This is a genomic window from Paenibacillus sp. A14 (genome assembly GCF_036864815.1).
Lineage (GTDB): Bacteria > Bacillota > Bacilli > Paenibacillales > Paenibacillaceae > Fontibacillus > Fontibacillus sanfengchensis.
Genome location: NZ_JBAGJD010000012.1, coordinates 26,651 through 51,238 on the forward strand (window position 1 = coordinate 26,651; position 24,588 = coordinate 51,238).

Below are 24,588 nucleotides of genomic sequence, written 5' to 3' on the forward strand. Positions count from 1 at the left end.
AGCCGCCACTCCAAAAACCGGAGCGACGGCCTATTTTTATTTCAATTCCCAATTCGGCAAGCTGGAGGACAAGCCGGTGAACGGACTGACGGAAAGGTTCTGAATGCGCCCGTTGTAGGCGTAAACCGTCTTTTTGTAACTTGTAAAAATAACCGGAAGCTCGTCGTTCAACAGTTGGAACAGCTCCTGATAAACGGCCTTCCGCTGCCCGATATCGGTGGTTGAGAGCGCCTTGTCATAAAGCTCCTTCACCTTGGGATTGTCGTAGCCCTTGATTTCCCCGTCCACAAATTGCAGCACCCCTTCCGACGGGTCCGTCAGCATCGGTGTGGAGAACGAAGCGATATCATAGTCGCCGCCTTCGACTTTAGAAACCAGGGCGTTGAAGTCGGCAAAAATTTCAGGTACGAATTCAACGCCGATGGCATCGAAATTTTCCTTGGCGACCGCAATAAAAATGTCCGTTTGGGCGTTCTTGGTGCCCAGGAAGTGAATCGACAGCTTCTTTCCGTCCTTCTCGCGGATCCCGCCCTGGCCTTTGGCCCAACCGGCTTCATCGAGAAGCTGATTCGCTTTCACCGGGTCATAAGGATACGCATTGATGCTCTCTTCCGTATAAGCCCAGGAAATCGGCGAAGCGGGGACGTTGGCCACCTGGCCGGCTCCCTGGTTCGCATCCACATAAATGCTTTGCCGGTCCAAACCATAGGTGAGAGCCTGCCGAACCTTCTTATCCTTGAGCTGGTCGTGCTCCAGATTTAATTGAAGATAACCGTAGGTGCTCGGGGTATAAGGCAGTATATTGACGAAGCCCAAACTTTTGAGCTTATCGATATTCTCTTTCGTCGCACTGAACGAAGCATAATCCACTTCACCGGTCTCGAGGTACTGCCAAGTATCCCCTTCGGACGTTTTATAGATAAACCGCGCTGTCTTTGGCTTGCCGGCATAATAATGCTCGTTGGCCACATACCTTACTTCCTGTCCGGGAATGAATTTCTCAAGCACATAAGGCCCGTTGCCGAGAGGCTTTTCGTGCAGCTTTTTGATGTAGTCCAACTGACCGAATTTGTAATCCTTGCCGTAATAAGCCTTGGATAGAACGTCCCCGCCCAAAATTACAAGGGCCATGGCATTCGGCTTCTCCAGCTTCGCCGTTACGGTCAGCGGATCCGCGACGGTAATTCCGGAAATCGCGGGGGCCCTCCCCTCCTTATAGGCCGCCCCGCCCTCGATTTGAAGCGTGGGGAGCTGCGCGTCTCCGTCATATGCTTTATCGTGCAGAAGCGTCCAGGTAAACGCCACATCCTCCGCCGTCAACGGAGAACCGTCGCTGAATTTCAGATCTTTCCGCAGATGAAACGTATAGGTCCGTTGATCCTCGGAAATTTCCCAGCTTTCCGCGAGTCCCGCCTTCGGCAATCCTTTGTCGTCCACCGTTACGAGCGGGGTATACAGCAAGGAAGAAACATTGCCGTCATAGCCGCTTTGGTGGAAATAAGGGGTGAACGCGCCGCTCGGATCGGTGAGCCCCACGATAATGGTATCCGTGCGCTGTTTAGCCACGTCCGGCAGCTTCGCTAAATCGGCCGCCAAGAGGACTCCGCCGGCATCTCCGGATGAGGCCGCGCCTCCTTCCGCCGTCACCGCCGATGGATTGCCCGATGTGGCGGCCGCAGCTTTGCCAGTGGGGCCCTTATCGTCGGAAGCTCCTCCGCTGCATGCGGACAACACCAGCGAACTCATCAATACGGCTGCGGTTAATGCGGCAATCCTGTTTCTTTTCATTTCCTTCTCCCCTATTCTTGTATATTTCGGTTAATTCCGATGAGATAACTATGTAATTGTTAATGCATATTATAGATCCGCCGGTAAGTTCTGTAAATAGAGAACTTTACCTTATTTCTCTTTTTACAAAACAAAAAACCACCCTGCCTTGGCAGCGGTGGCTAACATATCCATTTTATTCGTTGGTAATATAGGCCATGAGTTTTTTCTGCAACTCCTCCAACGAGTCGAGACGCAAGCTGTATTCGGTCACCGTTTCGCCCTCGATATGAGCCCGGATCAAGCCGCCCGTTCTCAGCTTGGAGATATGGTCATGCGTAATCCCCTTCGAGATGTTTAGGTGGCGGACAATCTCGCTGAAGCTTTTCGGACCCTCGTGCAACAAGCGCAGAACTTTCAACCGGTTCTGTTCCCCCAAAGCGCGAATCGTAAGATATTCGGGTTGAGGGAATGCGGACGGATTGTCGTTGGATACTCTCGCGGAGTAATGGCACAGCGTTATTTTGCCGAAATGATAAATCACATTCATGGGTTGAAAATGATACTGCGGAACCAATACGAGCCGCTCCAGTCCTTCCTTGGGTTCAAAAACCAGGCCACGGGTCATGCGCTCCGCCAAATCGCCGTGCCGCTCTTGCGCAGCCAATTCTTTCTTCCTGCGCTCCGCTTCCAGCCGAAGCGACTCCCGGATCGCCGAATCGGTATGCTTAAAGTATTGTTCATTCCATTGGGGAAATATGGATAGCGTGCGAGAGCGAAATTGCCCCATATCCTTCGGAAAGGGTTGACCGTATTCCGCCATTAGCTCATAGAGGTCGCCCACGGATTTCCCCTCCAGCCAGGACAGGAAGTCCTCGGCATGCTCCCCTTCCCGGCATAAATAAAGCAGCAAATAGGTCCATTTCCAATCCGCATCCACTTCCATACGGCCGAGCAGTGAAGCAAATTCCGGAGTTAAGGTCCTCCCGACTTCTTTCACCCAGTTAGGGGCCAGCATGATTTTCTTGTGCGACTTGCGGCAAATATACGTATGAAGACTATTCGCAAGTTCGTATATGGCTTTATACTCGATATCCAGTTGGTAGGTCAAATGTCGTACGCCCCTTTCTGGATCTATTATAACTTGCGGGTTCGGCATGCACGCAACCTTAAAAGGGCCGGTCGCTGCCTGCGTTAAAAAAACGGATGCCCTTTCCCGAACTTTCATTTCAGGAAGAGCATCCGTCACCTCTATACTCTCATTAATTCGGCCGACCTTATGAAGATTTCGGGAAATACCCTACACCTGTCGCATATTGCACCAATCGCTTGATGTACTCCGAATCGGGAACATGACAGGTGATCCCCGTACCCTCCAGGTACTCGACGGTTTGCGGGCAGGCAAACCGGAACGGGGAGTTCTTCGCCCCGTCTCCTTCCAGTTGAGCTATCGCCAGCTCCAGCCCCGCCTGGTCCTTCGGCCGGGTCGCATCGAGCAGCCAGGATTCGTACTCGGCCCAATCCAGCAGCTCAATCCGGTACCCGAGGGCGCGGAAGGAGTCGACCATTTCCGCATAAGGCAGCTGCACTGGATTGCAGATGTGGAACAGCCGCCCGGGCGTCCGCTCTTGCAGAGCCAGGGCCGCAATTGCACCGCTCGCGAAGTTGACGGGCGTCAGATCGACCTGCCAGCTGACGCTCGGCGCTTTCCCCAGCAGAAGCATCGACTTCAGCATCCGATAGAAGGCGTTATTGTCGATGTTCCGCTGGAAAGCGCCGGTCTCCGAATGGCAGGACAGATTTCCGACGCGATACACGGTCGCCGGAACGCCTTGCTCTTCGCAGGCGCGGACGACCAGCCGCTCGGCGGCCAGCTTGCTGTTGGTGTACACATTGCCGGTATCCAGGCTCGGATCACGGTATCCGTCCTCCGAGATAAACGTTTCCCATTGCCCGGCCATGGCCAGATCCTCAGGAATCCCGAGCGTGGACACGTAATGAAAGCGGACCTCTCTCCCGCGGGCCAAGGCCAACAGGCGGTCCGTGCTCTCCACGTTGACCCGGTGGAAGTACTCGGCCTCGCCGAAATGCTTCACCTCGGCTCCGCAGTGGATGATCGAGTCGATTCTCGCCAGAAGCAGTTCGCGGACCGGACCAACCAGTCCGAGGTCCGGCTGCTCCAGATCACCCTGTACGGCAACAACGCGGCCTTCCATCCGCGACACGCCATCGGAGCCAAAGTAACCCTCCATCACTCGCTGCAAACGTTCATAGGCATCCTGGCCATGCATTGGCCGGATTAAGCAGTACACGGTCGTTTTGGACGTCCGCAGCAATTCATGCAGCAGCGAGGAACCGAGATACCCGGTAGCCCCGGTCAAGAGGATGTGATGTTGACGTATAGGGCTGCCGCCGGTCAAAGATCCCGGACCAAATTGGCGCGGCGTTTCGGCCAGATCCACCGTCTCGCCCGTCAGTCCGGGAGCGGCGGCCCCTTTCCCTGACGCGGCGGCTTGCGCCAACTCGGTGACCCGTTCGGCCAGCCGGGCTACCGTCGGATAAGCGAAAAAGTCGTTGATTTTCAATTGCGGGAAACGGGGCTTCAACAGCACGAGCGTCTCCAGAATTTTTAGCGAATGGCCGCCGATTTCAAAGAAATCGTCATGGATGCCGACCGCGCGGAGCCGCAGCGCTTTGGCCCAAGCCGCCGCGATTTCGGCCTGCAGTTCGTTCTCGGGCGGAGCCGCATCGGCCCCTCCGTTCCCTTCCTCCTCCGGCAGTTCATGCAGGCCGAGCTTCCTGCGGTCGATTTTGCCGGTCGGCGATACCGGCATCGCTTCCAGCCAGATGAAATGGCTCGGGACCATATAAGCCGGCACCTTGGATTTCATAAAGGCAACGAGCTCCGCCTTCTCCACCGGCATTTCGTTTTTGGAGGTGTAGAAAGCGACGAGCTCCTTTTCCCCGGCCTCGTCCTCTTTGACGATCACCGCCGCATCTTTGAGAGCCTCATGCTTGATCAAATTCTCTTCGATCTCTCCGATCTCAATCCGGTAACCCCGGATTTTGACCTGCAGGTCCTTCCGGCCGACGTATTCGATGCCGCCGTCCTGCTGCAGGCGAACCAGATCGCCGGAGCGGTAATACCGCTTGTCCGACCCCGGGTTGACCGGATCGGAAATAAAGGCCTCCCCGGTCTTCTCCGGCTGGTTCAAATACCCTTTCGCCAGGCCTACGGAATGGATCAACAGCTCCCCGGCCACGTTGACCGGGCACGGCTGCAGCAGCTCGTTCACGATCAACACTTCGTAATTGGCCAGCGGTTTGCCGATGCTGATGGTGTTCAGATGCTCCGGGACCGGGCTATCCATCAAATGCGTCGTGGTCGCCACGGTGACCTCCGTCGGCCCGTAAGCATTCACGATGACCGGCAGATGCGGCAGCTTTCGCTGCAGCGACCGTACCGATTCGCCGGGGAGCGCTTCGCCGCCGATGACGAAGCTGCGGATCCTACCGTATTTTAAAGCCTCCTCCGCACTTAAATAAGCGGATAGTTGGTTAAAGAATACGGTCGGCAAAATGCCGATGCGCGTCGCGCTCATTTCTTCAATCGCCGCGGTGAACGCCTCGACCGAATACCGCTGCTCGTTCGAGAGCAGGTGCAGCCGGGCGCCGCAGCAAATGGCGCTATAAATATCGTAAACCGAGGCGTCAAAGCTGAAGGTGGAGTATTGGAGAATAACGTCCTCTTCCCGCAGTCCAAGCTGCTCCACCGTGGCCATCGCCAGATTCAGGATCCCCGCGTGAGGAATAAGAACTCCCTTCGGCCTTCCCGTCGTTCCCGACGTGTAAATGATATAGGCTACATCATCTCCCGAAGTCAGGTACGCCGGGTCAAGCTCGGCATCGTCCTCATCAAGCTGCCGATCCAGATACAGGGTGGATACCTCCCGATCCGCGGCCGTCAGAAGCGTCTCTAATTGGGACGCATATCCTTCCTTGGTCAGGACAATGCCGGTCCGGGTATCGGCGATAATGTAGGCGTTCCGATCCTCCGGATGCTCCGGATCAAGCGGGATGTACGCGCCGCCTGCCTTCAAGACGGCGAGCATGGCGATGACGGCATCCAGACTGCGCTCCATGAATATGGCCACGAACTGGCCCTTTTGCAGCCCGCGCTGCAGCAGCATCCGGGCCAAGCGGTTCGAAACGCAATCCAGCTCCCGGTAGGTCAGCCTTCGGTCCCCGGAGGACAAAGCTACGCGGTCGCCATGAAGCCGCACGGTGCTTCGCAGCATCCCGGGGATGCTCACCGGAAGGGAAGGCCAGACCTTGGCCGTGTCGTTCAGTTCCGCGTAGGCGAGCTTATCGTCGGCCGTCAATATCGGAATAGCTCCGATCGCCTGTTCTTCATTCTCCAGAACAGCGCGCACGATCCATTCGAAATGGGCGGCGAATTTCGCGATGGTCCCCGCTTTGAACAGATGGCGCTCGTAACCGATCCGAAGCTCCCCGCCCCCGTTCAACCAAGCAAACTGCCAATGCAAATAGGCGCTTCCTGCGGACTCCCCTCTCAAGGCGGCACCGTCCGCTCCTGGTTTTGTTCCAAACACGGTATAAAACACGGGCGAATGCCCGATCATTTCCTCGATATCCTTCAGCGGCATATAGACGTCGTTCATAGCTGCCCGCTTATCCCTTACCACCCGGTAGAGATCCCGGAAGGACGTCTTTCCATCGCAGTTCAAGCGCAGCGGAAGAAGATCGCCTGCCGAATTTTTTACTCCGACAATCTGATCCGTTTCTCCGCTCATGCGAAATAAAAACACATAATAACAGGTGAGCATCCAGCTTTCCAAGTCGCGATCTTTGCTAATCCGGGACAAAGCGTCCTCCGGCAGGACCAACCTATGAGTGCTTGTGGCCGAATCACCTTCGTAATTCACTTTGGGAGAATCCGTATAAATATCGAAACCGGATAACGGCAACTGCAGTTCATTTAGCCAAAAGTCCCGAACCTTGCGGTCCGTCAGTAAAGTATCCACTCACTCAGCTCCTTGTTTTCTCTCTATATTTTTAGCTCTTCCACCATGTTCTCCAATTTCCCGGAAATCTCGTTCAAGCTCTCGGCCGAATCCACGATTTTACCCGCCGAGGCACGCTGTTCCAGGGCGCTGTTCTTGATGAACTCCGATACATCGGCATTTCGCTCGGCCAATACGGCGATCTGGCGAATCGTCGCGGTAATTTGCTCGGTCTCCGCCACCATTTCCTCCGTGGCCGCGGACACTTCTTGAATTTGGCTCGTGATGGAATCCGTCGCATCCAAAATGCTATAGAACAGCTCGCCGGTTTCTTTCACCACATCGATCCCCGCCTTGACGTTCCGCTCCCCTTCGCTGATCGCCTTGACGGCGGTCAGTGTTTCGTTCTGGATATAGTGAACGAGATCGGCGATCTTCTCCGCCGAGCTGCCCGATTCCTCCGCCAGTTTCTTGACCTCATTGGCCACCACGGCAAAGCCTCGGCCTTCCTCGCCGGCCCGCGCAGCCTCGATGCTCGCATTGAGGGACAACAGATGCGTTTGGGCCGAAATCTGGGTAATCACTTGAACGATTTCCTCAATTTCACCGGAACGTTTGCGCAATTGCTCGATCGAGGCGACGGAATCCTGTACCGATTCCCGAATCGAATCCATTTGTTTTATGACTTTGCCGATATTCTCGCCGCCCAGCTCGGATTGATCCTTCATTTGCACCGAGGCTTCCGACAAGGCGGAAGTGCTGCCTGCGATCGTGGAAACTCCCGAATTGATTTCCTCCAGCGATGTCACGCTCTCCGTAATCGATTTGCTCTGCATCGACACCTTGTCCGAGATTTCTTCAATATGATTCGTGATATCCGTCGAGGTCTTATGGTTTTCCTCCGAGGCCGCAAACAAGACACGCGCCTGTTCGGCTGACTGAGTGGAAACCGCCTTAATGGTGGAGACCAATTCGTTCATATGGGCGACGGTGGAATTGAATTTCGCATTGACCTGTCCCAGCTCGCTTTGACTCTCCTGCAGACGCACGCTGAAATCACCCTGGCTCAACTGGTCCAGGGCATGCATTAGATCTTTTACCGGCGCGAAGGTCCGCTTTGTAAATAGGTATTGGATTGTCAGCACCAGCAGCAAAATAACCACCAAAGCGAGGCAGGTGTACTTCAACAAATCCTGCTGTCCCCGCAAAATGACGCTTGCGTCAAAATCCATCCCCATATAAGCGAAAATCTTGCCGCTTTCATCTTGGATCGGATAAAGTACGGTCAGCCAGGTGCCGTAAGCATCTTTGTACGGTTTCGTAAAGGTGAGCTTCTTTGTTTTTAACATCTCTTGAACGCCCTTGATATGATGCGGGGGCTGTCCAAGCTGGTCACCTAAATGCAGGCCCTCTCCTTCGAACATATCGAGAACGGCCGTTGGGAAAGCGATCATCAGCGTGCTGTTATTTACGATTTCCGAGCCGAAAATATAACCCTGAGCCACGTTCGGATGGGTCGCGGATAAGTCATCGAAGATCACCGTAAGCTTTTGCTGAATCGGTGAATTCCGGTCCGTACTTTTCATGGCTTCGGCGGCTTCCGCCGGGGTGATCTTTTTCGACCAGGCTTCCATCACCGCTTTTGAATCGGACTCCAACTGCTTTGTCAGAACCTCCCCCTGAATATAAAAGCTCGACGCAATGAGAATAACGCCTGTCATCAAAATCGAAAAGCTCGCTAATACCATATTTTTGGTTACAATGCTCCATTGGCGCATACCGCCAACAAGACGGGGTAATTTCATCTCCTGTTTCTCCTCTTTCTTTCTTGTAATTTATATCTGGGTAAAAGTTTGATTTATTAAAAATTTTAATCAAATTCCGCTATCATCCCCTCTCCCCAAACGACAGAATGGTCCCTGAAATGGGCAAAAAAAGACAGCCCACAGTAAAAAAACCATAGGCTGCCGCAAACAAAGAGCAACTGGCTGACATTTCCTATGACAGGAGGTAGTCCCTATAGCTTTGCGTCACTGCCTTTCGACAGCTTTGCCAAAAAGAAATATCAAATTTTGAGAATAAGTCCCATAAATAGTGTATCGGTTGATGCGCAGGTCAATTTTACTACATCCTTCAATACTTTCCCATGAAAAAAAACCCAATTGGGTTTCCGTTTTGTGTCTTTGGGACTATAAATCAAGGGGCGTTAACCCCCGTGCTTACGTCACTATACGCAAAAAGAAACCTTGAAAGGCATGAAGCCAAACAAGGTGTTGAGCAAGTCAATCAACTTTTGAACTTCAATTTCAGCTACACAGGTTGAACTATGATTTGCATATTAGACAGCGGTGTAAATGGTTCTTTTCACACTGTTGACCCGCAACTAATGTTTGGTTCGAATTAAAGGGAATTCTTCCCGTTAATTTGGTGCGTATGCGGCTGCAGAGGCGAATTAGCTGGAAAACCTCCCGCTAATTCGCCTGAAATTGTGGATATCGGCAATAGGGCCGTGAAATAGATGGAGTTTTTCCAGCTAAATCCGATTGAAGAGCCAATAGCGGTACATTAACGGGAGATTTTCCCATTAATGATGAGACTCTGACGGTGGGGCTTTATATCTACAGTTGTGTATTGGCAACGTATCTCCGAAACCATTTCATATCCTTGCCCAACGCCACTCGTAAACCTCATCTCTAACTAATCTTGGCTTGAATCAAAAATTACTCTGAGACTGGAACATACTCAAATGGATTTTTATCAAAACCATCCCCAAAAAAATTATAACCTTCCACAATCCCGACATTTAATACGGTTGACTTCCAGTTTTCAGGGTTAGGATAGTCCTTCCAGGTCTTAGCTCCTTGACTTGCTGCAAAATCATCAAGATCGTCGGGGAATTTAACAGTCACTCCAATTATCACCAACTTTATAAGCTTACTCTGTGATATTCGACAAAAAGCTTATCACTGGAAAGTCAGACGTTATTCATGCGTTTCCCCTACCCAACAAAACGATTGCCGCTTGAATAATGGTTGTGAGAGTCGGTGGCTTTGGCTTATAAGTTGAACTATTGTTATAAGGATTAGGGCAACCGTGGGATGCGTTCAGTTACGTCCTGACATTTATTATAGTCGGACTATCCAGCCGATATATTGCGGAAGATTTTTTGACAGCCCCTTCCCCTCTTCCATGTCGCAGTGGAGCATTTTATAGTTGCGATTGAATTAAAAAATAACAAAAAAACAGGTCAATCATGGTGTATCTGACCATAATCAACCTGTTCATTGAAAAAAATGCAACTAACTTAAGGTACTATATCATTTTATAAAATCATTTTATAAAAAATTGTTTTATTTCTCCCTTACCAATAACTTTGGAAGCAGTTTGCAAAAAAAACACGTTTCCAACTCGCACCAAATTTTCAATATGTTTGTACTCTTCTTCTTCAACCGTCGGTAATTCAAAAATCACATCGTAAACCTCACCTCTAATTAATTTAGCTAGTTCTTCTTTTACTATTAGAGTGCCTGAAAATAATAAATTATTTCCAAAATTTATCACAGGTCTTATTATATTCTCAGCATTCAAGTCATTTTGTAGTGCTGTAGGGTTATCTGAGGGTCTATCAAAAGACACCTTTGCTTCAAGTACTAACATTCAACCACTCCTTCAATACTTATGAGAGATATCCTGAATAATCTTATTAAACTCATCTAAATTATCAACGTGTATTGTCACTGTACCATTTTTAAAAATGAATTTGTCCACCTCTGTGAAATCTGCCAACTTATTCAATTGTGAGGTTGGTACTTTGACCTCAATAATAGCACCTATATCTTTGAACTTATCAGCAAACTTCAATGTTTCATCAAAATTTAATCCAAATTGTTTTGCCTGTAAACCCTCCGGAATTACATTAAACTTGCCGGTCTCCATTACCTCATAGAATTCCTTTGGGCCAACGGCTCTATACAAGCTAGTTAAACTTTCAGGAGCTTCACCCGTCACCTTAGGAACACTCCGAACCCCTTTAGAGCCAAACCGGGCAATCCCCTTCGAAATACCGAACCCCGCAATCGGCAATGCAGATTCCAGTATCGCTTGGGCTGTTATTGCCTTTTCTGTAAAGTCGCTTTGGATCAAATATCCTCCGTACAACAACGTCTTCTTGCTGTAAAGGGCATTTATCTCTGATTCCAAATCATTGTCTTGGTATGTCATTGGTAAAATAATGCTTGTTTTTCACTTCCTATAATAAAACCTTGGAGGCTGCAAGGCCAACCAAGGTTTCTTTTTACTATAACTATTCAATTAAAATTCATTGTAATTTACAAAAATAAAATCACTGTCATCAAGTACCCTGTTCTCAGAAAGTTTCTCCATAATGTTATTAATTGTATCTTGTAAAGCTTCTGTTATTGAATCCCCATTGCCAACCCCCCCCTCAGGATAACCATCGAATGAACTTTTGATTTTCAAGTTAGTAAATCCCATGAACTTCCCACTCATACTTTCATAGATTCTTATTCGAAATCTGCCTGATGGAACATCTAGTTGTGTAACATCAAATTCCGCAACACACTTTTCAATACTAGAAACTCCAGTAACCTGAATGTTTTTCCAACTATTATTCCCCATTTTTTACCTCGCACCAAAAGAAATAATCTTCCCGTCAGGATCAACAATTATATATCTTTCCCAGTCCCTTCCTTTATTGTAATACTTCATAGCACCTTCTGTATAACCATCTACTGGAACACCTCTGCCTTTAAGATTCCTTGAGAACTCGTTTGCTTTGTTAAAGTATTGAGTAAAACTAGTTGCACCTACTTCACGTCCATGCTTCTCAATAATGTTTAAGAAAAGTATCTGCTATTGAATCGTGACTACCTTGATTCCATCTGCTTAAATCCAATTTAGAAAGTTCATCAATTTGTCCTTGTGTGAGCTTTCTTCCTCCTTGTGTAACAATCGACCCGTCAGGCAATTTAACTAAATCGTCAAGTGGTTTGACATTTCTAGCTTTCATTGCGCCGACAGTACCTGCTTCCCCCATCTCCCCAGAAACATTCCGAACCGCTTTAGGGCTAAATCGGGCAATCCCCTTCGAAATACCGAACCCCGCAATCGGCAATGCCGATTCCAGTATCGCTTGGGCTGTTATTGCTTTTTCTGTAAAGTCGCTTTGGATCAAATATCCTCCGTACAACAATGCTTCCTTGCTGTAAAAGGCATTCATCTCTGATTCCAAATCATTCTTTTGGGAGTTTAATGATAGGTTCATTTGGCACGGGTGGTCTCCACCGGAATTTATTATACTTAACTCCGTTGAAGTAAGATGTAAATGAAATTCAAGTTTTACTTGGTAAACGGCAATTCAAACATATCTAATTCATTCTCATCAATTTTCATAATACTTGCAACTACCAAATAACGCTTATCATTAGAGGACAGAATTGTGATATTTTCAGGTTTTACAGACTTATGGATTTTCTCCTTAATATAAAGAACATCATCATCCCCTGCCTCTTCAATTTTTAAATTAGGGAGGTTTCGAGGTATTTCTACATAATCAACATCAAAAAACATGATATCAATATTCGTTGCATTACTAGCACTTTTAATACTTCTTATGAGTAATTGTCCATGACTAATGGTATAATGCCAAAATTTAAAATCTCGACTATCAAAAGATTGTATCATAGTTGTTTCATTTCTCCTTTTTTATTCAAATGGATTCGAAACTACTTTACCATTCTCATACCATGTAATTCTGCCCCATGCTTGGGGACTTGACTTGATTTGAAGTAGTTCCCAATCAGTTGCGCCCCCTGCTCCCCTTGCTGCCCTCGATACAGAAGCCCATGGACTGTCCACACCAGTAAGATTAAATTTAATTTGTACATTTGGGTTGTTCAGATTATCTAATACGGTTGACTTCCAGTTTTCAGGGTTAGGATAGTCCCTCCAGGTCTTAGCTCCTTGACCTGCTGCAAAATCATCAAGATCGCCGGTGAATTTAACAGTCACTTCATTATCACCAACTTTATAAGCTTACTCTGTGATATTCGACAAAAAGCTTATCATTGGAAAGTCAGACGTTATTCATGCGTTTCCCCTACCCAACAAAACGATTGCCGCTTGAATAATCGTTGTGAGAGTCGGTGGCTTTGGCTTATAAGTTGAACTATTGATATAAGGCAGCCCCTTCCCCTCTTCCATGTCGCAGTGGAGCATTTTATTGTTGCGATTGAATTAAAAAATAACAAAAAAACAGGTCAATCATGGTGTATCTGACCATAATCAACCTGTTCACTGAAAAAAATGCAACCAATTAAGGTACTATATCATTTTATAAAAAATTGTTTTATTTCTCTCTTACCAATAACTTTGGAAGCAGTTTGCAAAAAAACACGTTAATTTGTCCACTTCTGTGAAATCTGCCAACTTATTCAATTGTGAGGTTGGTACTTTGACCTCAATAATAACACCTAAACCCTCCGGAATTACATTAAACTTGTCGGTCTCCATTACCTCATAGAATTCCTTTGGGCCAACAGCTCTATACAAGCTAGTGCCTCATCAGACAACCTTGACCTTGTTTTGCTCACGTAAGATAGCTCTATGACGTTTGTTCTTGTTTTCTCCACCGAAGATAAGCTTGGATCGCAGAGGTGTATACAGGTATTACATGAATTATAACCGTTGTTGGATGAATAACTTCACGCACTGAGCAACCCCCACCAAAGAAAAACCTTGAAAGGCACGAAGCCAATCAAGGTTTGAAAAATAACTATTTTTGTTCAATGTTCCTTATCATCTTTCTTACTCTATGACGTAACTTTTGTGAAGCCCAATGTGCATTTACAATTTTATACAAGGAATCCAATGGTTCACTTTGTTGAATTGAAGACAATTCTTCAAACCAGTTTAATGCTAGTTCTACCCAATAGTCTGATTTTTGTTCAAAACCAATTTTTACAACTTCAATAAAAGGAAAGACATCCTCTACATTAACAATTATATTGTAGCTGGCTAGGGCTTCCTTTAAAGAGTTATGGACTGTATTGCTTGGTTGTTCTAATAATACTAATAAGCGAAGAAATTTCCAGGATTCATCTAGTATCCTTATTCCTTGCTTATCGTTAATTACCCAATGAGCATCAGTGGATAGTCCAATGACTGTTTTATGTTCTCCAAATGACATAAGCGGAAACCAATTTACTTTTATGTCGGTGTTTACCATATAAGAAATTTTTATTTTGTCAAATGGTACGTGACTTTTAATTAGTAATTTCAAATGATTGTTCATAGTTTACATACCCCATACTTCATGTTTTACAGGCAATCCGTAATTCCTCATTACCTCTTCAAATTGTTTTCTCACTTCAGCAGTCCAGTTCTGACCATAATGACCACTATTTTCAGTAGTTAATATTTCTCCTTTAGTCCCTCTATTAAACATACCACCCACTACAGTTTTATAATCAGCATTTATTGTTTCAGCTAACTTTTGGTGTGGTGATCCAGTAAAGGAGCTACTGTTAGGTTTGCCGACAGCGAAAGCATTCGTTTTAGGGTCAAACACAAATTCAACCCGGCTCCCCTTTCACGGTTTACCGGGTAGGACAAATACTTATATAACAACATTGTCCAATTAATAGCTCATTTTAATTTTCATATCATTCTTTTTCACTTACTTCGTTTTGCATAATTTTGGGTCTTAACCACAAAGACTTTATAAACCCATTTTGCAATACAACTACTATACCTCTTGCAAACTCAATTGCATCATCTGTGTCTAAGGTTGAAACATCCCCTATACAAACCCACCCACTCTTTTCATCGAAATAGGTTTCCCATTCACCAGCTTCAACTAATCTTAATACATCCCCAGATTCAATTTCTTCTTGTATCATTAGTCCTAGCTGTTTTGCTTTTGGCGGAGTCAATATCCTATTTGCCCAACCCAAGTAAGGATTACAACCCCATATTTGTTTTGCCGTTTTGCTTGTAGAGTCGAAGGTTATATTAATATACCCGATTAATATTGCAAAATCGGCACTTACGTTAGGTTCAAAGTCAAAGGAATAATCATCTTTTGTATAAATTAATTCGCCGACTATCATTTTTACATCTTCAGTTGATTTAAATTTCATTAACTCACCACTTCCTATTTCTTGGAGTTGAATAGAAAATGAACTATTGTATTTGTATCCTTATCGATCACAAGCTCCCATACCCCACTTTTACCATTATATGCTCCTTGAACATCCCACCTTACTCCATTGGGTAATCCCCCTGGATCAGGAATTGGTTTTTTGGCACTCATTATTTCATCAATAAGAGAAGTAGTGCCATTTGACTTTACATATGGTCTCGTTGACTCGCCGGGGAATTTAACAGTTACTCCATTATCACCAACTTTATAAGCTTACTCTGTGATATTCGACAAAAAGCTTATCATTGGAAAGTCAGACGTTATTCATGTGTTTCCCCTACCCATCAAAACGATTGTTGCTTGAATAATGGTGTGATGTCCACGCAGTAAAGCTACACCAGTGTGCGTGACTGGGATTACGAGATTACTGCTATGATCAGGCTGTAAGCAATCTTGATTAGGGAGCTCTAGGAGCAACATTGAGGACTTTTGCTTCCCTTTCTCTAATTAAACACTAAGATACAGTTGCACCGAAGAATACATTAAGAGATAGCTTTCTGAACTGATAAATCACCGCCATTATTTCGGAACAACAGTAATGATCTGGGTTCGGTTTCTCTTTGTAGGCCCTCTAGTGCTACCTCTATATTCAACCTCATTGTGATTACTGATGCGACAATTTCTGCTACAGAATAGAGCCCATCTTCGCTCTTTAGCCTTGTCCCAATGTTACTACTTAGGTACCTATATTGTGGATTTAGCGTTAAACCGTCACTCCGGCACCATATGTTGATTTCAAGTCGCCAAAACGCCTGTAAATGGTCCTCCAACTCTCCCCGTTGTGCATAGAAAACCACAAGATGCTGCAGGTTTTGGTGTTCTCGAACCAAGATGTTGTACCTAAGTAGTAACTGTCCCAATAGACTTTTTAATACTAATCATATAATTAAATTTATCTTCGTAATCGTAATTGTTTTCAGAAATCCTAATATCAAGTCCGATAACACTACCTGAAAAGTACATTTCATTCAGATATGAACTGTTCTCCCCTTCTGCCACATTTTGAACATTGAGATGTTTAAAAATCAACGGAACTACTTCCCCTATCGCCAATTGTGAATTAAAAAACAAAGTTTCCATATTTAGCTGTTCACCTCACTATAACATTACTTAGTTTACTTTTAATGGAATCTTTTTCGTCACCTAAGTTGTATTTACTATTTTTCATTTTTAATCGCTACTGTAGTATGAAAGCCCTCTTTAAAGACAGTTTCAAAATATTTGTTCCGAAAATCAAAGTCAAACATTTTTCCTGGAATGGCTGTACAATTACTCAAAAAATGTTTGCCAGTCACATTTTCTTTAAAGCTAAAAGGTGCCTGTTTGCTAGAAGCGAACTCCTCGAGTTCAATTGAATGTGAATCCAAGAGTATAAAATTGTTTGATGAAAAAGTTATAGTAGCTCTAGTATTACTATCAGCAATTAGATACAACAATAAATAATGAGGCGAAAATGGTGAGTGTCCTCCACATAAAAATTGATAATCGCCTTTCGTGACTTCATAGGGCCACGTATAGTACAATGCTCTGCTTTCTGCAACTTCACCTGTGTCGCAAAGCCGTATGTCTGCACCTTTTATTTCAGTAAAGGTGAATTTTGCCTTCCCAAAGATGACCAAACTTTTATAGGCATACTCACATTTTACAATATCGTCAAAATAAGGAGTATGCTTGATGAATTCCTGTTCCATTTCTTTACTGATATTAAGTCCAAAATTCATAAGCTCAAGATCGTAATTCCCACGAATATCATTTGGAAAATTTAAAAACAATACTGGATTCATAGCAGCAAAGTCAAAGAAACTGTCATGATTAACAAGTGTATTAAATCTCTTAGTAATATCCAATGTGATATTCATGTTCGCCTCCTATTTTTGTAGTATATACTGTATAAATTCAAATGTTCTGCTTGTTGGTATCACTTGCCCATTAGAATAAGTAAATTGTCCAACATTAGGAACAGTATTAGTAGTTATTTGAAAACCTAGTTCTTTTGCTTTGCTGGGGATGGAATTAAAAAATCTGTTTGCATTTGACCCAGTCACTTCAATTGTACCTCCCTCTTGCAATACCCGTAAAATCTCAGGGTTTAAAGGATCATAACCATAAGGATTTTCCATAATAATCTTGCTTTGGCTACCTGTTGCAATATTTTTTTAATTTGTGGCATCGCCAGCGTGAATTACGGCAAAACGCATGGTCTTTGCTTTCGAATTTCCGACCATAGTATCGAGTTCCCTCATAGACATTCATATTCCGCCCCGTATTGGATGCAATGAAAGCATTATTCATCGGATACGGAATATCGTATGCCAATTCACATCGAGAGAAGGAAACCTTCTGCGCGTGGCTATACAGAGCATCAAGCAACCGTTGAAACTTTACTAAGTGGTCAGGATGGGTTTCAATTCGAAGACTGTACTTTCTTGACTTCTTCTGCCACCAAGGTTGATACCGTAAGTACAGGTACGCATCATCAAGGGCTAGATTCCAATGATAGACATAGCCCTTGTATGGTATGGCAGGCTCAATATCAAACCAATCTCGAAATGAAAGTGCCAGTTGATTGTAGAAATTGACCGTCACTCCATGGTATTCAACAGCGATTTTATCGACGGAAAGTTGTACGTTATTCATGCGTTCCCCCACCCAGCAAAACTTTTGACGGTTTTGCCGCTTGTATTATAGGAATGAGGGATTCGGTGGCTAGCCTTTCACACATGACCTTCCCGTTTGTTCAGTTAAGTCCTGACAATATAGTGGTCGGACTATCCTACGAAATTGTTGCGATGCTCTCGACACTATATCCATCGAGGTAGGTATTCGCAAAGTTGCGATTATTTTCAAAAACCTGTGAGAAAACGAAGATAACAAAAAACAGGTCAATCACGGTGGTATCTGACCATAATCGACCTGTTCAACGTAACGGAATAGCGTTGCTTAGGGTATAAAATTCAAGCCTTTACGTACGTACAACCGAAATGACGAAATCTTTATACAGCTATTACATGGGTTATTCGTGCTATTGGTTGAATGTTAGGTTCGTTCGTCACCCACCCCCTCCAAAAGAAGAAACCTTGAAAGGCATGAAGCCAATCAAGGTCGACATTATTTATTCTTCACATACTTGGATAATCTCTTTAGGAACTGGTTCAAAAACCAATACTTCCGGTTTAGGATAGGGTTTCTTTCCTTTGTATTCATCAAGTGTCATCAAACTATCCCAATACAGTTTTACCCAGTGTTCTAAACTTTCGCCTGTATCAAAATTAAGTGCTTCCTCATCAGTATCCTTCAAATCCTCATAAAACGCTTGGTCATAAATGGATAAAGAAATATCCCCATCAAAGACTAAGATTTCACTTGTAAATTCAGGAAAGCAAAATGACCTTGTAAACCGATTAACCATATCAACACCGATTGCTTCTCTAAAATCAACCCAATTTGGTGTATTCAAAGGTCTAAACCGTTCAGTTACATCAAGTTTAACCCTGCCACCATTGCTGTATCGGTTATTTGATTTTGTTGTATGGTTTATACCGCCCGACATTATCACTTCCTTGGAAACATAATGTTCATGACCTTCGGGCAAGTAAGCATGATATAGCATGCCATTCATCTTAACACCACCAATATTTATTTTCTTGGAACATAAGGGAAGTGGGAACTTCTTGTAAGGTCATCCAAGTTTTCAAAGACTCGATGACTTCCTGTCGGAGTGTCAGGTGTACTAATGTTCCCGTCAAACTCTTTATAATACTTGGTTATTCTTTGCGTATTAGGGTTATTAGGATTTGGCCAGTTTGAATATGCTTTATCAGGATTAGTCATTGTTTCTTGTCTTAATTTCCCAACATCAACATCTTCACCATATTGTGAACGATTTGGAGTTGATGGCCTACTTGGGTCATACATATGCTTTTCAGAGTGTGGGTTAACAAAATCACTAGGATTGCTTCCCCCACCCGGCTTTGTAGGAACTGGAGCATCACCCGTCCCCTCAGACTTAGCTCTAACTTTCGCCCGATAGTATGCCTTTTCATTTAATATTTCTTTTTGAAGTTTTGTATTCGAAAAGTCATTTTTAACTGTAGGATTCGTAGTGGGCTTTACTTGAGACTTGGGTGTGGGAGTTGGCTTTATTTTTGATTTACTGCTCGTTCCATTTGGCCAGGTGACCCATTTGGGGACTCGAATATTTCCCCCGCCTCCACTGCCGCCACCATCCACACGATGATCATGTCCCGTTGAATCCGTATATATTAATGGATTATTTACGACATACGTATACAAGTTTAATGTTAGCGGTTCTGTAAGCTCCCCCTCATACGTATCCTAATTAATAAAGCCTTACTAACTGGGAATTTAGGCGATAAAACCTTCTTTACCGCCTTTTCCCATTATATCACCCAGCGTCCTTCTCAGGCACTGTCGGTATCACATAAGCCGCCTTCGTCCGCATCAGGTAATGGACTATATTCACTAGCTTCCGCATGATACAGACGATGGCTTGCTGCTTCGTCTTCCCCTCCGCCATCCTTCGCTCGTAGTACGCATGGAAGTAGGGGTTACGAGGTTCCTTCTTCGTTCTAGTTACCGCGATCTGTCGGATAGCGAGAGCTTTCAGAATATCATGCAGTTCCCGGTTGCCCTGCTTACTCTTGTAATGACGGTGCTTGTTTCCCGACCCTACAGCTATCGGCGCTACTCCCGCAAATCTCGCTAGCTTATCCGGAGTAGCGAAGCGGTGAATATCACCAATCTCCGCCACCAGCTCCGCAGCCAATACCAAGTCGATTCCCGTCATAGTCTCCAGCTGAAAGCCAAGCTCTTTCATTAGGCTTGCGATCTCCTTCTCTATACGGCTCAGTTCACGCCCATAAAAGCGAATATTTCGCACAAGCCCTTTCACGATAAAATTGCGCTTCTCTTGAAAGTCCCGCGTCGTATCGCCATCCTCCGCAATAAGTGTCAGTATCTGATCCGCTTTCTTCGTCGAGAGTGCGTAGTTGCTCAGCTTCCGCAGGAACGTCGCCAGTTCATCCAACGTCACACCGTTCAGGTGGACTGGCGAAGGATACTTATGCCAGAAGGCCAACGCCGTCTTCCCATCGATCTCGGAGAAGAACGCTTTATAGCTCGGATAGTGATAACCAAGCTGCTGATGAAGCCTCTTCACCATGCCCGACAAGCTCTTGGCCTGCCATTTACGCTGGGTGACAAGCTGGCTAATCGCCCAGTACAGGTCAATCGGCTTCGCATCCGGCAGATTTGGCAGTTCATCCCGCAGTACCTTCGCCACGCATTCCGCATCCCAGCTATCGGATTTCTGAACCGTGACGTGACTCTTACGGCGGTTATTCGCCAGCTTCGCATTCACTTCCTTTACTGAACAGCCGCTTTCGGTTAAATAAACAGCAAGCGCTCTACCGAATCCCCCCACGTCTTCCAAGCCGTATACAACGGACATGCCTTTCTTTGTATGTTTCTTCACTTCCTTCACAAGCAAGGGGAAGGCGGACGGCTTGTTGTCGAACCGGATTTCCCCCAGCTTCTTACTCCAGCAGTCAATCATGACAGCAGTATGATGCTGCTTGTGCAGGTCTACGCCTACATAGATCAATCTATCGGGTTGAATCATCTTCGTTTCACTCCTCGTATAGAGATGAGACAACTACTATGCTGGAGAGGCATTCTTAGCACAAGCGGACACGCCACAACGGAACGTAAGCCAACCTCTAGCCCATGAATAACCGTCCCATCGGACGGCTTGAAACGTTATGATCAATGAGTTTGCATCCTCAGTTCGAGCGGACGAGCCGCAAAGACACGTTAGCAAAATCTCATTCCCATCACGTTCCATCAGTCAGCTATTTAGTTTTGTTCGAATTCAGCACATAGGCCAGGCAGGCTTTCCAAGTCGCACATGAAGCAATTCCAATCTTACCGCGTCTTCCAATTGATCGATGACGATCAGCACATCCTCCGCCGTCAGCTTATCTTGAACCGCTCGCCATAGCGGTACATATGATCGAATATCGCGTACTGGCACGCAGCGTTTTCAGTCGTTCCAGATACCAATCTTCCTCCTTAACACAACGGTCGTAGCGCTCCATCTCCTTCATCCGCCACCACCGACTCAAAGAATCGCTTCGTGCAGCCCAGTGACCTTCACGCTGCCATAGCACACCATGCCTTGATAAAGCTCTTTCCGGTCAAGGATTCGCTTGACTTGCACCTTTGTAAACAGCTTGCCTTGCTGGGTCGTATATCCTTCGGCGTTTAGCCGTCGCGCTGTCTCAGCCAGCGTCATGCTTGGGTTTCGTTTCCTTAGTTCAAACAGCCGCTTCACAGCCGATGCCTGGAGCGGGTTTACTTCGATTACTTTCCGTCCTTTCTTCGCCGTATAACCGAACGCAGCGCGTCCTCCGGCATAACCGCCCTGCTGTGCCTTCTTCATTCTTCCACGCCCCAGTTTCAGGGCAATCTCTAGTCGCTGGTACTGATCGAGCAGTTCCCATCAGCCCGTTAATCAGGAAGTCACTCGGGTCTTTCCGGTGGATACTGTATGTCGGCTGCTCGATACTCTTTACGTCCACGCTATAGCGCTTTAACTCCCGGTGAACAAGCACTTTCACGATATCACTACGCCACAAGCGGTTCGTATTTAGTACGAGCACATAGCTCACCCCGCCATCCGGCAGCGCTTCGAGCATATCCCGAAAGCCCTCCCGCTCGACTTCCAGCGCTTCTTCGTCTACTTCCGCACCTCTAATCCCGGCATCCTCATACACATGCAACAAGTTCCAACCCTGTGCGACGCAGTACGCTTCGATCTCATCTCGCTGATACGTGAGACTGTAGCCTTCCTTCGCTTGCCCTTGCGTCGATACGCGAATATAACCAATCACGTTCAACCGTAACTCCCCCTATCGCAACGATAATTAAAATTACCGTAACCGAACCCCTAATTTAGGTTACTATTTTTTGGTAATTATTGATCGAAGCAATCATAGTACGCGAGTGTGGGGGAGTTCAAGCATCATTTCATTCCAAAATTAAAGTGTGGTGACCTTTATTCAGCCTCCCCACAGTCGAGGCAGGGGGTTATTGGTAATCGAAAGCTCAAATGGTAATTTTCATTTCAAAATTAAAGTCACACCACCTTTATTCAGCTCGCCCACAGTGGGAACAAGGGTCTTATTAGCTTTAATGCGGTAACGTTATAAAGGCATCCTTTATTTCCTCAAGTGGTACGTTTCTAGCTGGATATAGTTTATGTACTCCACCGGAAACTGACGGGATTCCACAAACTCCGGTACATACCCGCTCTCCTTCAACTTCGCCATCATCTCATCAAAGTCACCTTTTACCGTCCTCGGGACAATCAGGTTCTTACTCTTGAGGAACAGGCGCTTTCCATAGGAGCGTTCATCCGCCTTAAAATCCCGCAGATTCTTGATTAGGTCAAGCTTCAGCTTGTTTCGGCGTTCCACCATCGGCAGACTGTAGATTCGTTTCAATTCGACGCTTCCCAGTCCCCAGATGTCCCGAATCGTTCCATCCGCCAGTTCAGCTCTCGGAATATTCGGCAGATCAGTTAGCAGGTGGAAATGAAGCGTGCCGCGTTGCTGAAAGGAGCGAACAGCGAGATACTTGAAATCCCCGTACCGCTCACGCATCCGCTTCACCCAGTTCTCATAGTCCTTCGCCGCTTCATCCAGCGTCACATCCGGCTTCTCGTTAGGTGAGCGTAATGAACTTGTGACCTAGGCTAAAGTTCTGATCCATCAGGTGGCAGAACCTTTCACGTTCCGCTAACCGGAGTGTCCCCGGCTTCGGCGTTCGATCAGGGCGATTTACCGCGCATTCCTCTTCATCCGGCGGTTCTAAAACCGCCGAATAGACCCGTTTCTGCAAGTCCGTCAGAGAGCGATCAGCGTGAATCGCTTCAATCTCCGCGTAACGTTGGCTTTTCGATTTACGGTCGCTTTCTTCAGGTAACTCCCGTCCGAATATCTTCACTCTCAGGCAATCTCCAATCCTCGTCATCTGGCAGTTATATCCCATCGCCAAGCCCTCCTCGGTTTTTTAGCGCCCTATTGGGGCGTTTAACATAAATAAACCAGGGGGATGCATCTGTACTCCATGTGATTGACATGAAAAGTAGTGGCTGGGAAAATAATCTCCTCACTTCGCTCGGTGTATCCAATAAGGAGAGAGGGAAGGAGTATGGTTACAGCCCGTTTAAACAAAGCGTAACGGGCGAATCATCAGGGGCTGGCTAAAGCCTTTCCGAATACGCAAAAAGCCCCCGTCAGTGACTACGGGACGTTCTACGTCCATATCGTCGCCAGCGGGGGCGTGTGGGGAATATGACCATCCAGAGAACAGCGAGAAATCAGCACATTTCAATTATTACCAGATACCTCGTATAGCGGACGAGCAAGCGAAGTCCTCCGAGCGTTAGCGAGGAGCATAGCACATCCATCCTCCATATTTTAAAAACAGCCCAGGCTTCTATGGGCATAGGATGCCCACGAATATTCAAGCTGCTCGTTCCTGCTTGTGACCTCCTCGCTTCGCTCGGAAGACTCCGCTTCGCTCCGTCCCTTTCCTTTCCTTCGGTCTTCAGAGGAGAGCTAGATGTTCAGGTGTGAATTCAGCTTCACTTCTGAATATCGTACCCCCTTTTATTTAAAGCACTAACGTGATAAAGAAAACAATGGTCTCTTGGGTGCTTTTGTACGGTAAAGTACCCGACAGAGTAACGATTCTCGCATGCTCCTATGGGAGGTCCCTGTATTTCCCCACATAGGACCGTATGTCACGTTTTCCATAAAATCCATCCATAGCTCTCATTCATATCGCATGTCGAAAATCCGGTACCCGAGTGGTTACAGGCGATAGAAACCGGGCAAATCCCCATTTTTATCCGCAGAACAGGCGAACGATCACGGCAGAACAGTAGCACCCAACTAAGACGGTTTCTTGACGTTCTACGCCCAATTCGTCGCCAGATGGCGGATTACGGGGAGGTTCCACGAATCAATCCACCCATCCGCCGAGAGAACTGGCTATGTATTATTAAATCCAGAAAGACGCTCAGGATGTAGTCAAGCACAAATAAATCTCGCTCCTCGTGAAATCGCCGCCGCGCATATGCTGCTATTGTTGAAGTAGCGCGGCGAGCAATAAGAAGAATGTTTTCAAGTGGCTATGTGAGTTCCAACAATTGGCCGCCCGATTCATTCGGCACTGGGTAGCCCCCACTAAAAAGAAACATTGAAAGGCGTGTAGCCAATCAAGGTTAATTGAACAATTTATAACTTCACTTTTATTAAATATACTTTTTCCGAAGGTGTTAGTGTCGATGAGCTTATCTGAGTTGGTTTGGGGATAGTCTCTTCTGTCATATCCTCAAGATACAACATGAGCGCTTCTTTCGCCATTTGAATAGCTTCCTCTGAAGAGTAGCCGCATGAAATACATCCAGGTAAATCCGGAAAGCTAACAGATATCCCATCATCAGCAAAATGGAAAATTGCCCAATACTCATACTCCTTTTGTACCACC

The 24,588-nt window shown here is 46.2% G+C and carries 24 protein-coding genes, 2 pseudogenes and 1 riboswitch; all 26 genes and pseudogenes read right to left on the minus strand.

Annotated features, from left to right (window positions below; genetic code table 11):
- Positions 1–36 precede the first annotated feature (36 nt).
- Positions 37–1,788, minus strand: a complete 1,752-nt coding sequence (locus V4U88_RS22750; RefSeq protein WP_334075536.1) for an ABC transporter substrate-binding protein — start codon at positions 1,786–1,788, stop codon at positions 37–39.
- A gap of 175 nt (positions 1,789–1,963) precedes the next feature.
- Entirely contained in the window at positions 1,964–2,878 is a 915-nt protein-coding gene (locus tag V4U88_RS22755) for an ArsR/SmtB family transcription factor (RefSeq protein ID WP_334075537.1), read from the minus strand.
- A gap of 166 nt (positions 2,879–3,044) precedes the next feature.
- On the minus strand, positions 3,045–6,812 hold the full coding sequence (locus tag V4U88_RS22760) for a non-ribosomal peptide synthetase family protein (protein ID WP_334075538.1): 3,768 nt from the start codon (positions 6,810–6,812) through the stop codon (positions 3,045–3,047).
- A gap of 23 nt (positions 6,813–6,835) precedes the next feature.
- Positions 6,836–8,596 carry a methyl-accepting chemotaxis protein gene (locus V4U88_RS22765; RefSeq protein ID WP_334075539.1) on the minus strand — a complete coding sequence of 587 codons (1,761 nt, stop codon included), beginning with the start codon at positions 8,594–8,596 and terminating at the stop codon, positions 6,836–6,838.
- A gap of 171 nt (positions 8,597–8,767) precedes the next feature.
- Positions 8,768–8,855: riboswitch (cyclic di-GMP riboswitch) on the minus strand.
- Positions 8,856–9,511: 656 nt separating this feature from the next.
- A complete protein-coding gene (locus V4U88_RS22770) occupies positions 9,512–9,712 on the minus strand; it encodes a hypothetical protein (RefSeq protein WP_334075540.1) in 201 nt (66 codons plus the stop codon).
- Between the two features lie 409 nt (positions 9,713–10,121).
- A complete protein-coding gene (locus V4U88_RS22775) occupies positions 10,122–10,448 on the minus strand; it encodes a hypothetical protein (RefSeq protein WP_334075541.1) in 327 nt (108 codons plus the stop codon).
- 12 nt (positions 10,449–10,460) lie between these two features.
- Positions 10,461–11,012, minus strand: a complete 552-nt coding sequence (locus tag V4U88_RS22780; RefSeq protein WP_334075542.1) for a hypothetical protein — start codon at positions 11,010–11,012, stop codon at positions 10,461–10,463.
- Between the two features lie 90 nt (positions 11,013–11,102).
- Positions 11,103–11,429 carry a hypothetical protein gene (locus V4U88_RS22785; protein WP_334075543.1) on the minus strand — a complete coding sequence of 109 codons (327 nt, stop codon included), beginning with the start codon at positions 11,427–11,429 and terminating at the stop codon, positions 11,103–11,105.
- Positions 11,430–11,637: 208 nt separating this feature from the next.
- The gene (locus V4U88_RS22790; protein WP_334075544.1) at positions 11,638–12,075 is read right to left on the minus strand and encodes a hypothetical protein; all 438 of its coding nucleotides are present in this window, start codon (positions 12,073–12,075) and stop codon (positions 11,638–11,640) included.
- Between the two features lie 74 nt (positions 12,076–12,149).
- Positions 12,150–12,494, minus strand: a complete 345-nt coding sequence (locus tag V4U88_RS22795) for a hypothetical protein (protein WP_334075545.1) — start codon at positions 12,492–12,494, stop codon at positions 12,150–12,152.
- A gap of 21 nt (positions 12,495–12,515) precedes the next feature.
- Positions 12,516–12,821 (minus strand): hypothetical protein, encoded by a 306-nt coding sequence (locus tag V4U88_RS22800; RefSeq protein WP_334075546.1) that lies wholly within the window; start codon positions 12,819–12,821, stop codon positions 12,516–12,518.
- Positions 12,822–13,584: 763 nt separating this feature from the next.
- Positions 13,585–14,103, minus strand: a complete 519-nt coding sequence (locus tag V4U88_RS22805; protein WP_334075547.1) for a hypothetical protein — start codon at positions 14,101–14,103, stop codon at positions 13,585–13,587.
- 3 nt (positions 14,104–14,106) lie between these two features.
- Positions 14,107–14,385: pseudogene (locus V4U88_RS22810) on the minus strand (polymorphic toxin type 43 domain-containing protein); the annotation flags it as partial.
- Positions 14,386–14,473: 88 nt separating this feature from the next.
- Positions 14,474–14,950 carry a hypothetical protein gene (locus tag V4U88_RS22815; protein ID WP_334075548.1) on the minus strand — a complete coding sequence of 159 codons (477 nt, stop codon included), beginning with the start codon at positions 14,948–14,950 and terminating at the stop codon, positions 14,474–14,476.
- A gap of 902 nt (positions 14,951–15,852) precedes the next feature.
- Positions 15,853–16,092: a hypothetical protein gene (locus V4U88_RS22820; protein ID WP_334075549.1), complete on the minus strand. Its 240-nt coding sequence runs from the start codon at positions 16,090–16,092 to the stop codon at positions 15,853–15,855.
- A gap of 77 nt (positions 16,093–16,169) precedes the next feature.
- The gene (locus V4U88_RS22825) at positions 16,170–16,871 is read right to left on the minus strand and encodes a hypothetical protein (RefSeq protein WP_334075550.1); all 702 of its coding nucleotides are present in this window, start codon (positions 16,869–16,871) and stop codon (positions 16,170–16,172) included.
- Positions 16,872–16,880: 9 nt separating this feature from the next.
- A complete protein-coding gene (locus V4U88_RS22830) occupies positions 16,881–17,132 on the minus strand; it encodes a hypothetical protein (protein WP_334075551.1) in 252 nt (83 codons plus the stop codon).
- Between the two features lie 16 nt (positions 17,133–17,148).
- Complete coding sequence (locus V4U88_RS22835; RefSeq protein ID WP_334075552.1) at positions 17,149–17,649, minus strand: hypothetical protein; 501 nt, start codon at positions 17,647–17,649, stop codon at positions 17,149–17,151.
- Between the two features lie 475 nt (positions 17,650–18,124).
- Positions 18,125–18,631 carry a DNA polymerase III gene (locus V4U88_RS22840; protein ID WP_334075553.1) on the minus strand — a complete coding sequence of 169 codons (507 nt, stop codon included), beginning with the start codon at positions 18,629–18,631 and terminating at the stop codon, positions 18,125–18,127.
- Between the two features lie 17 nt (positions 18,632–18,648).
- A complete protein-coding gene (locus V4U88_RS22845; protein ID WP_334075554.1) occupies positions 18,649–19,305 on the minus strand; it encodes a hypothetical protein in 657 nt (218 codons plus the stop codon).
- Positions 19,306–19,417: 112 nt separating this feature from the next.
- Positions 19,418–20,653 (minus strand): IS110 family transposase, encoded by a 1,236-nt coding sequence (locus V4U88_RS22850; protein WP_334075555.1) that lies wholly within the window; start codon positions 20,651–20,653, stop codon positions 19,418–19,420.
- Between the two features lie 249 nt (positions 20,654–20,902).
- Positions 20,903–21,064, minus strand: coding sequence for a hypothetical protein (locus V4U88_RS22855; protein WP_334075556.1), 162 nt, complete (start codon positions 21,062–21,064; stop codon positions 20,903–20,905).
- A gap of 87 nt (positions 21,065–21,151) precedes the next feature.
- Positions 21,152–21,929: pseudogene (locus V4U88_RS22860) on the minus strand (recombinase family protein).
- A gap of 321 nt (positions 21,930–22,250) precedes the next feature.
- A complete protein-coding gene (locus V4U88_RS22865; protein WP_334075557.1) occupies positions 22,251–22,742 on the minus strand; it encodes a rolling circle replication-associated protein in 492 nt (163 codons plus the stop codon).
- A gap of 13 nt (positions 22,743–22,755) precedes the next feature.
- Complete coding sequence (locus V4U88_RS22870) at positions 22,756–23,037, minus strand: hypothetical protein (protein WP_334075558.1); 282 nt, start codon at positions 23,035–23,037, stop codon at positions 22,756–22,758.
- 1,298 nt (positions 23,038–24,335) lie between these two features.
- Complete coding sequence (locus V4U88_RS22875; RefSeq protein WP_334075559.1) at positions 24,336–24,587, minus strand: type II toxin-antitoxin system HicB family antitoxin; 252 nt, start codon at positions 24,585–24,587, stop codon at positions 24,336–24,338.
- Between the last annotated feature and the right edge of the window lies 1 nt (position 24,588).

Excerpts from the sequence above, each read along its gene's own strand:
- V4U88_RS22750 (WP_334075536.1), bottom strand. The coding sequence starts at position 1,788 with ATGAAAAGAAACAGGATTGCCGCATTAACCGCAGCCGTATTGATGAGT.
- V4U88_RS22765 (WP_334075539.1), bottom strand. The coding sequence starts at position 8,596 with ATGAAATTACCCCGTCTTGTTGGCGGTATGCGCCAATGGAGCATTGTA.
- V4U88_RS22775 (WP_334075541.1), bottom strand. The coding sequence starts at position 10,448 with ATGTTAGTACTTGAAGCAAAGGTGTCTTTTGATAGACCCTCAGATAAC.
- V4U88_RS22780 (WP_334075542.1), bottom strand. The coding sequence starts at position 11,012 with ATGACATACCAAGACAATGATTTGGAATCAGAGATAAATGCCCTTTAC.
- V4U88_RS22785 (WP_334075543.1), bottom strand. The coding sequence starts at position 11,429 with ATGGGGAATAATAGTTGGAAAAACATTCAGGTTACTGGAGTTTCTAGT.
- V4U88_RS22790 (WP_334075544.1), bottom strand. The coding sequence starts at position 12,075 with ATGAACCTATCATTAAACTCCCAAAAGAATGATTTGGAATCAGAGATG.
- V4U88_RS22795 (WP_334075545.1), bottom strand. The coding sequence starts at position 12,494 with ATGATACAATCTTTTGATAGTCGAGATTTTAAATTTTGGCATTATACC.
- V4U88_RS22805 (WP_334075547.1), bottom strand. The coding sequence starts at position 14,103 with ATGAACAATCATTTGAAATTACTAATTAAAAGTCACGTACCATTTGAC.
- V4U88_RS22815 (WP_334075548.1), bottom strand. The coding sequence starts at position 14,950 with ATGAAATTTAAATCAACTGAAGATGTAAAAATGATAGTCGGCGAATTA.
- V4U88_RS22820 (WP_334075549.1), bottom strand. The coding sequence starts at position 16,092 with ATGGAAACTTTGTTTTTTAATTCACAATTGGCGATAGGGGAAGTAGTT.
- V4U88_RS22825 (WP_334075550.1), bottom strand. The coding sequence starts at position 16,871 with ATGAATATCACATTGGATATTACTAAGAGATTTAATACACTTGTTAAT.
- V4U88_RS22830 (WP_334075551.1), bottom strand. The coding sequence starts at position 17,132 with ATGGAAAATCCTTATGGTTATGATCCTTTAAACCCTGAGATTTTACGG.
- V4U88_RS22835 (WP_334075552.1), bottom strand. The coding sequence starts at position 17,649 with ATGAATAACGTACAACTTTCCGTCGATAAAATCGCTGTTGAATACCAT.
- V4U88_RS22840 (WP_334075553.1), bottom strand. The coding sequence starts at position 18,631 with ATGAATGGCATGCTATATCATGCTTACTTGCCCGAAGGTCATGAACAT.
- V4U88_RS22850 (WP_334075555.1), bottom strand. The coding sequence starts at position 20,653 with ATGATTCAACCCGATAGATTGATCTATGTAGGCGTAGACCTGCACAAG.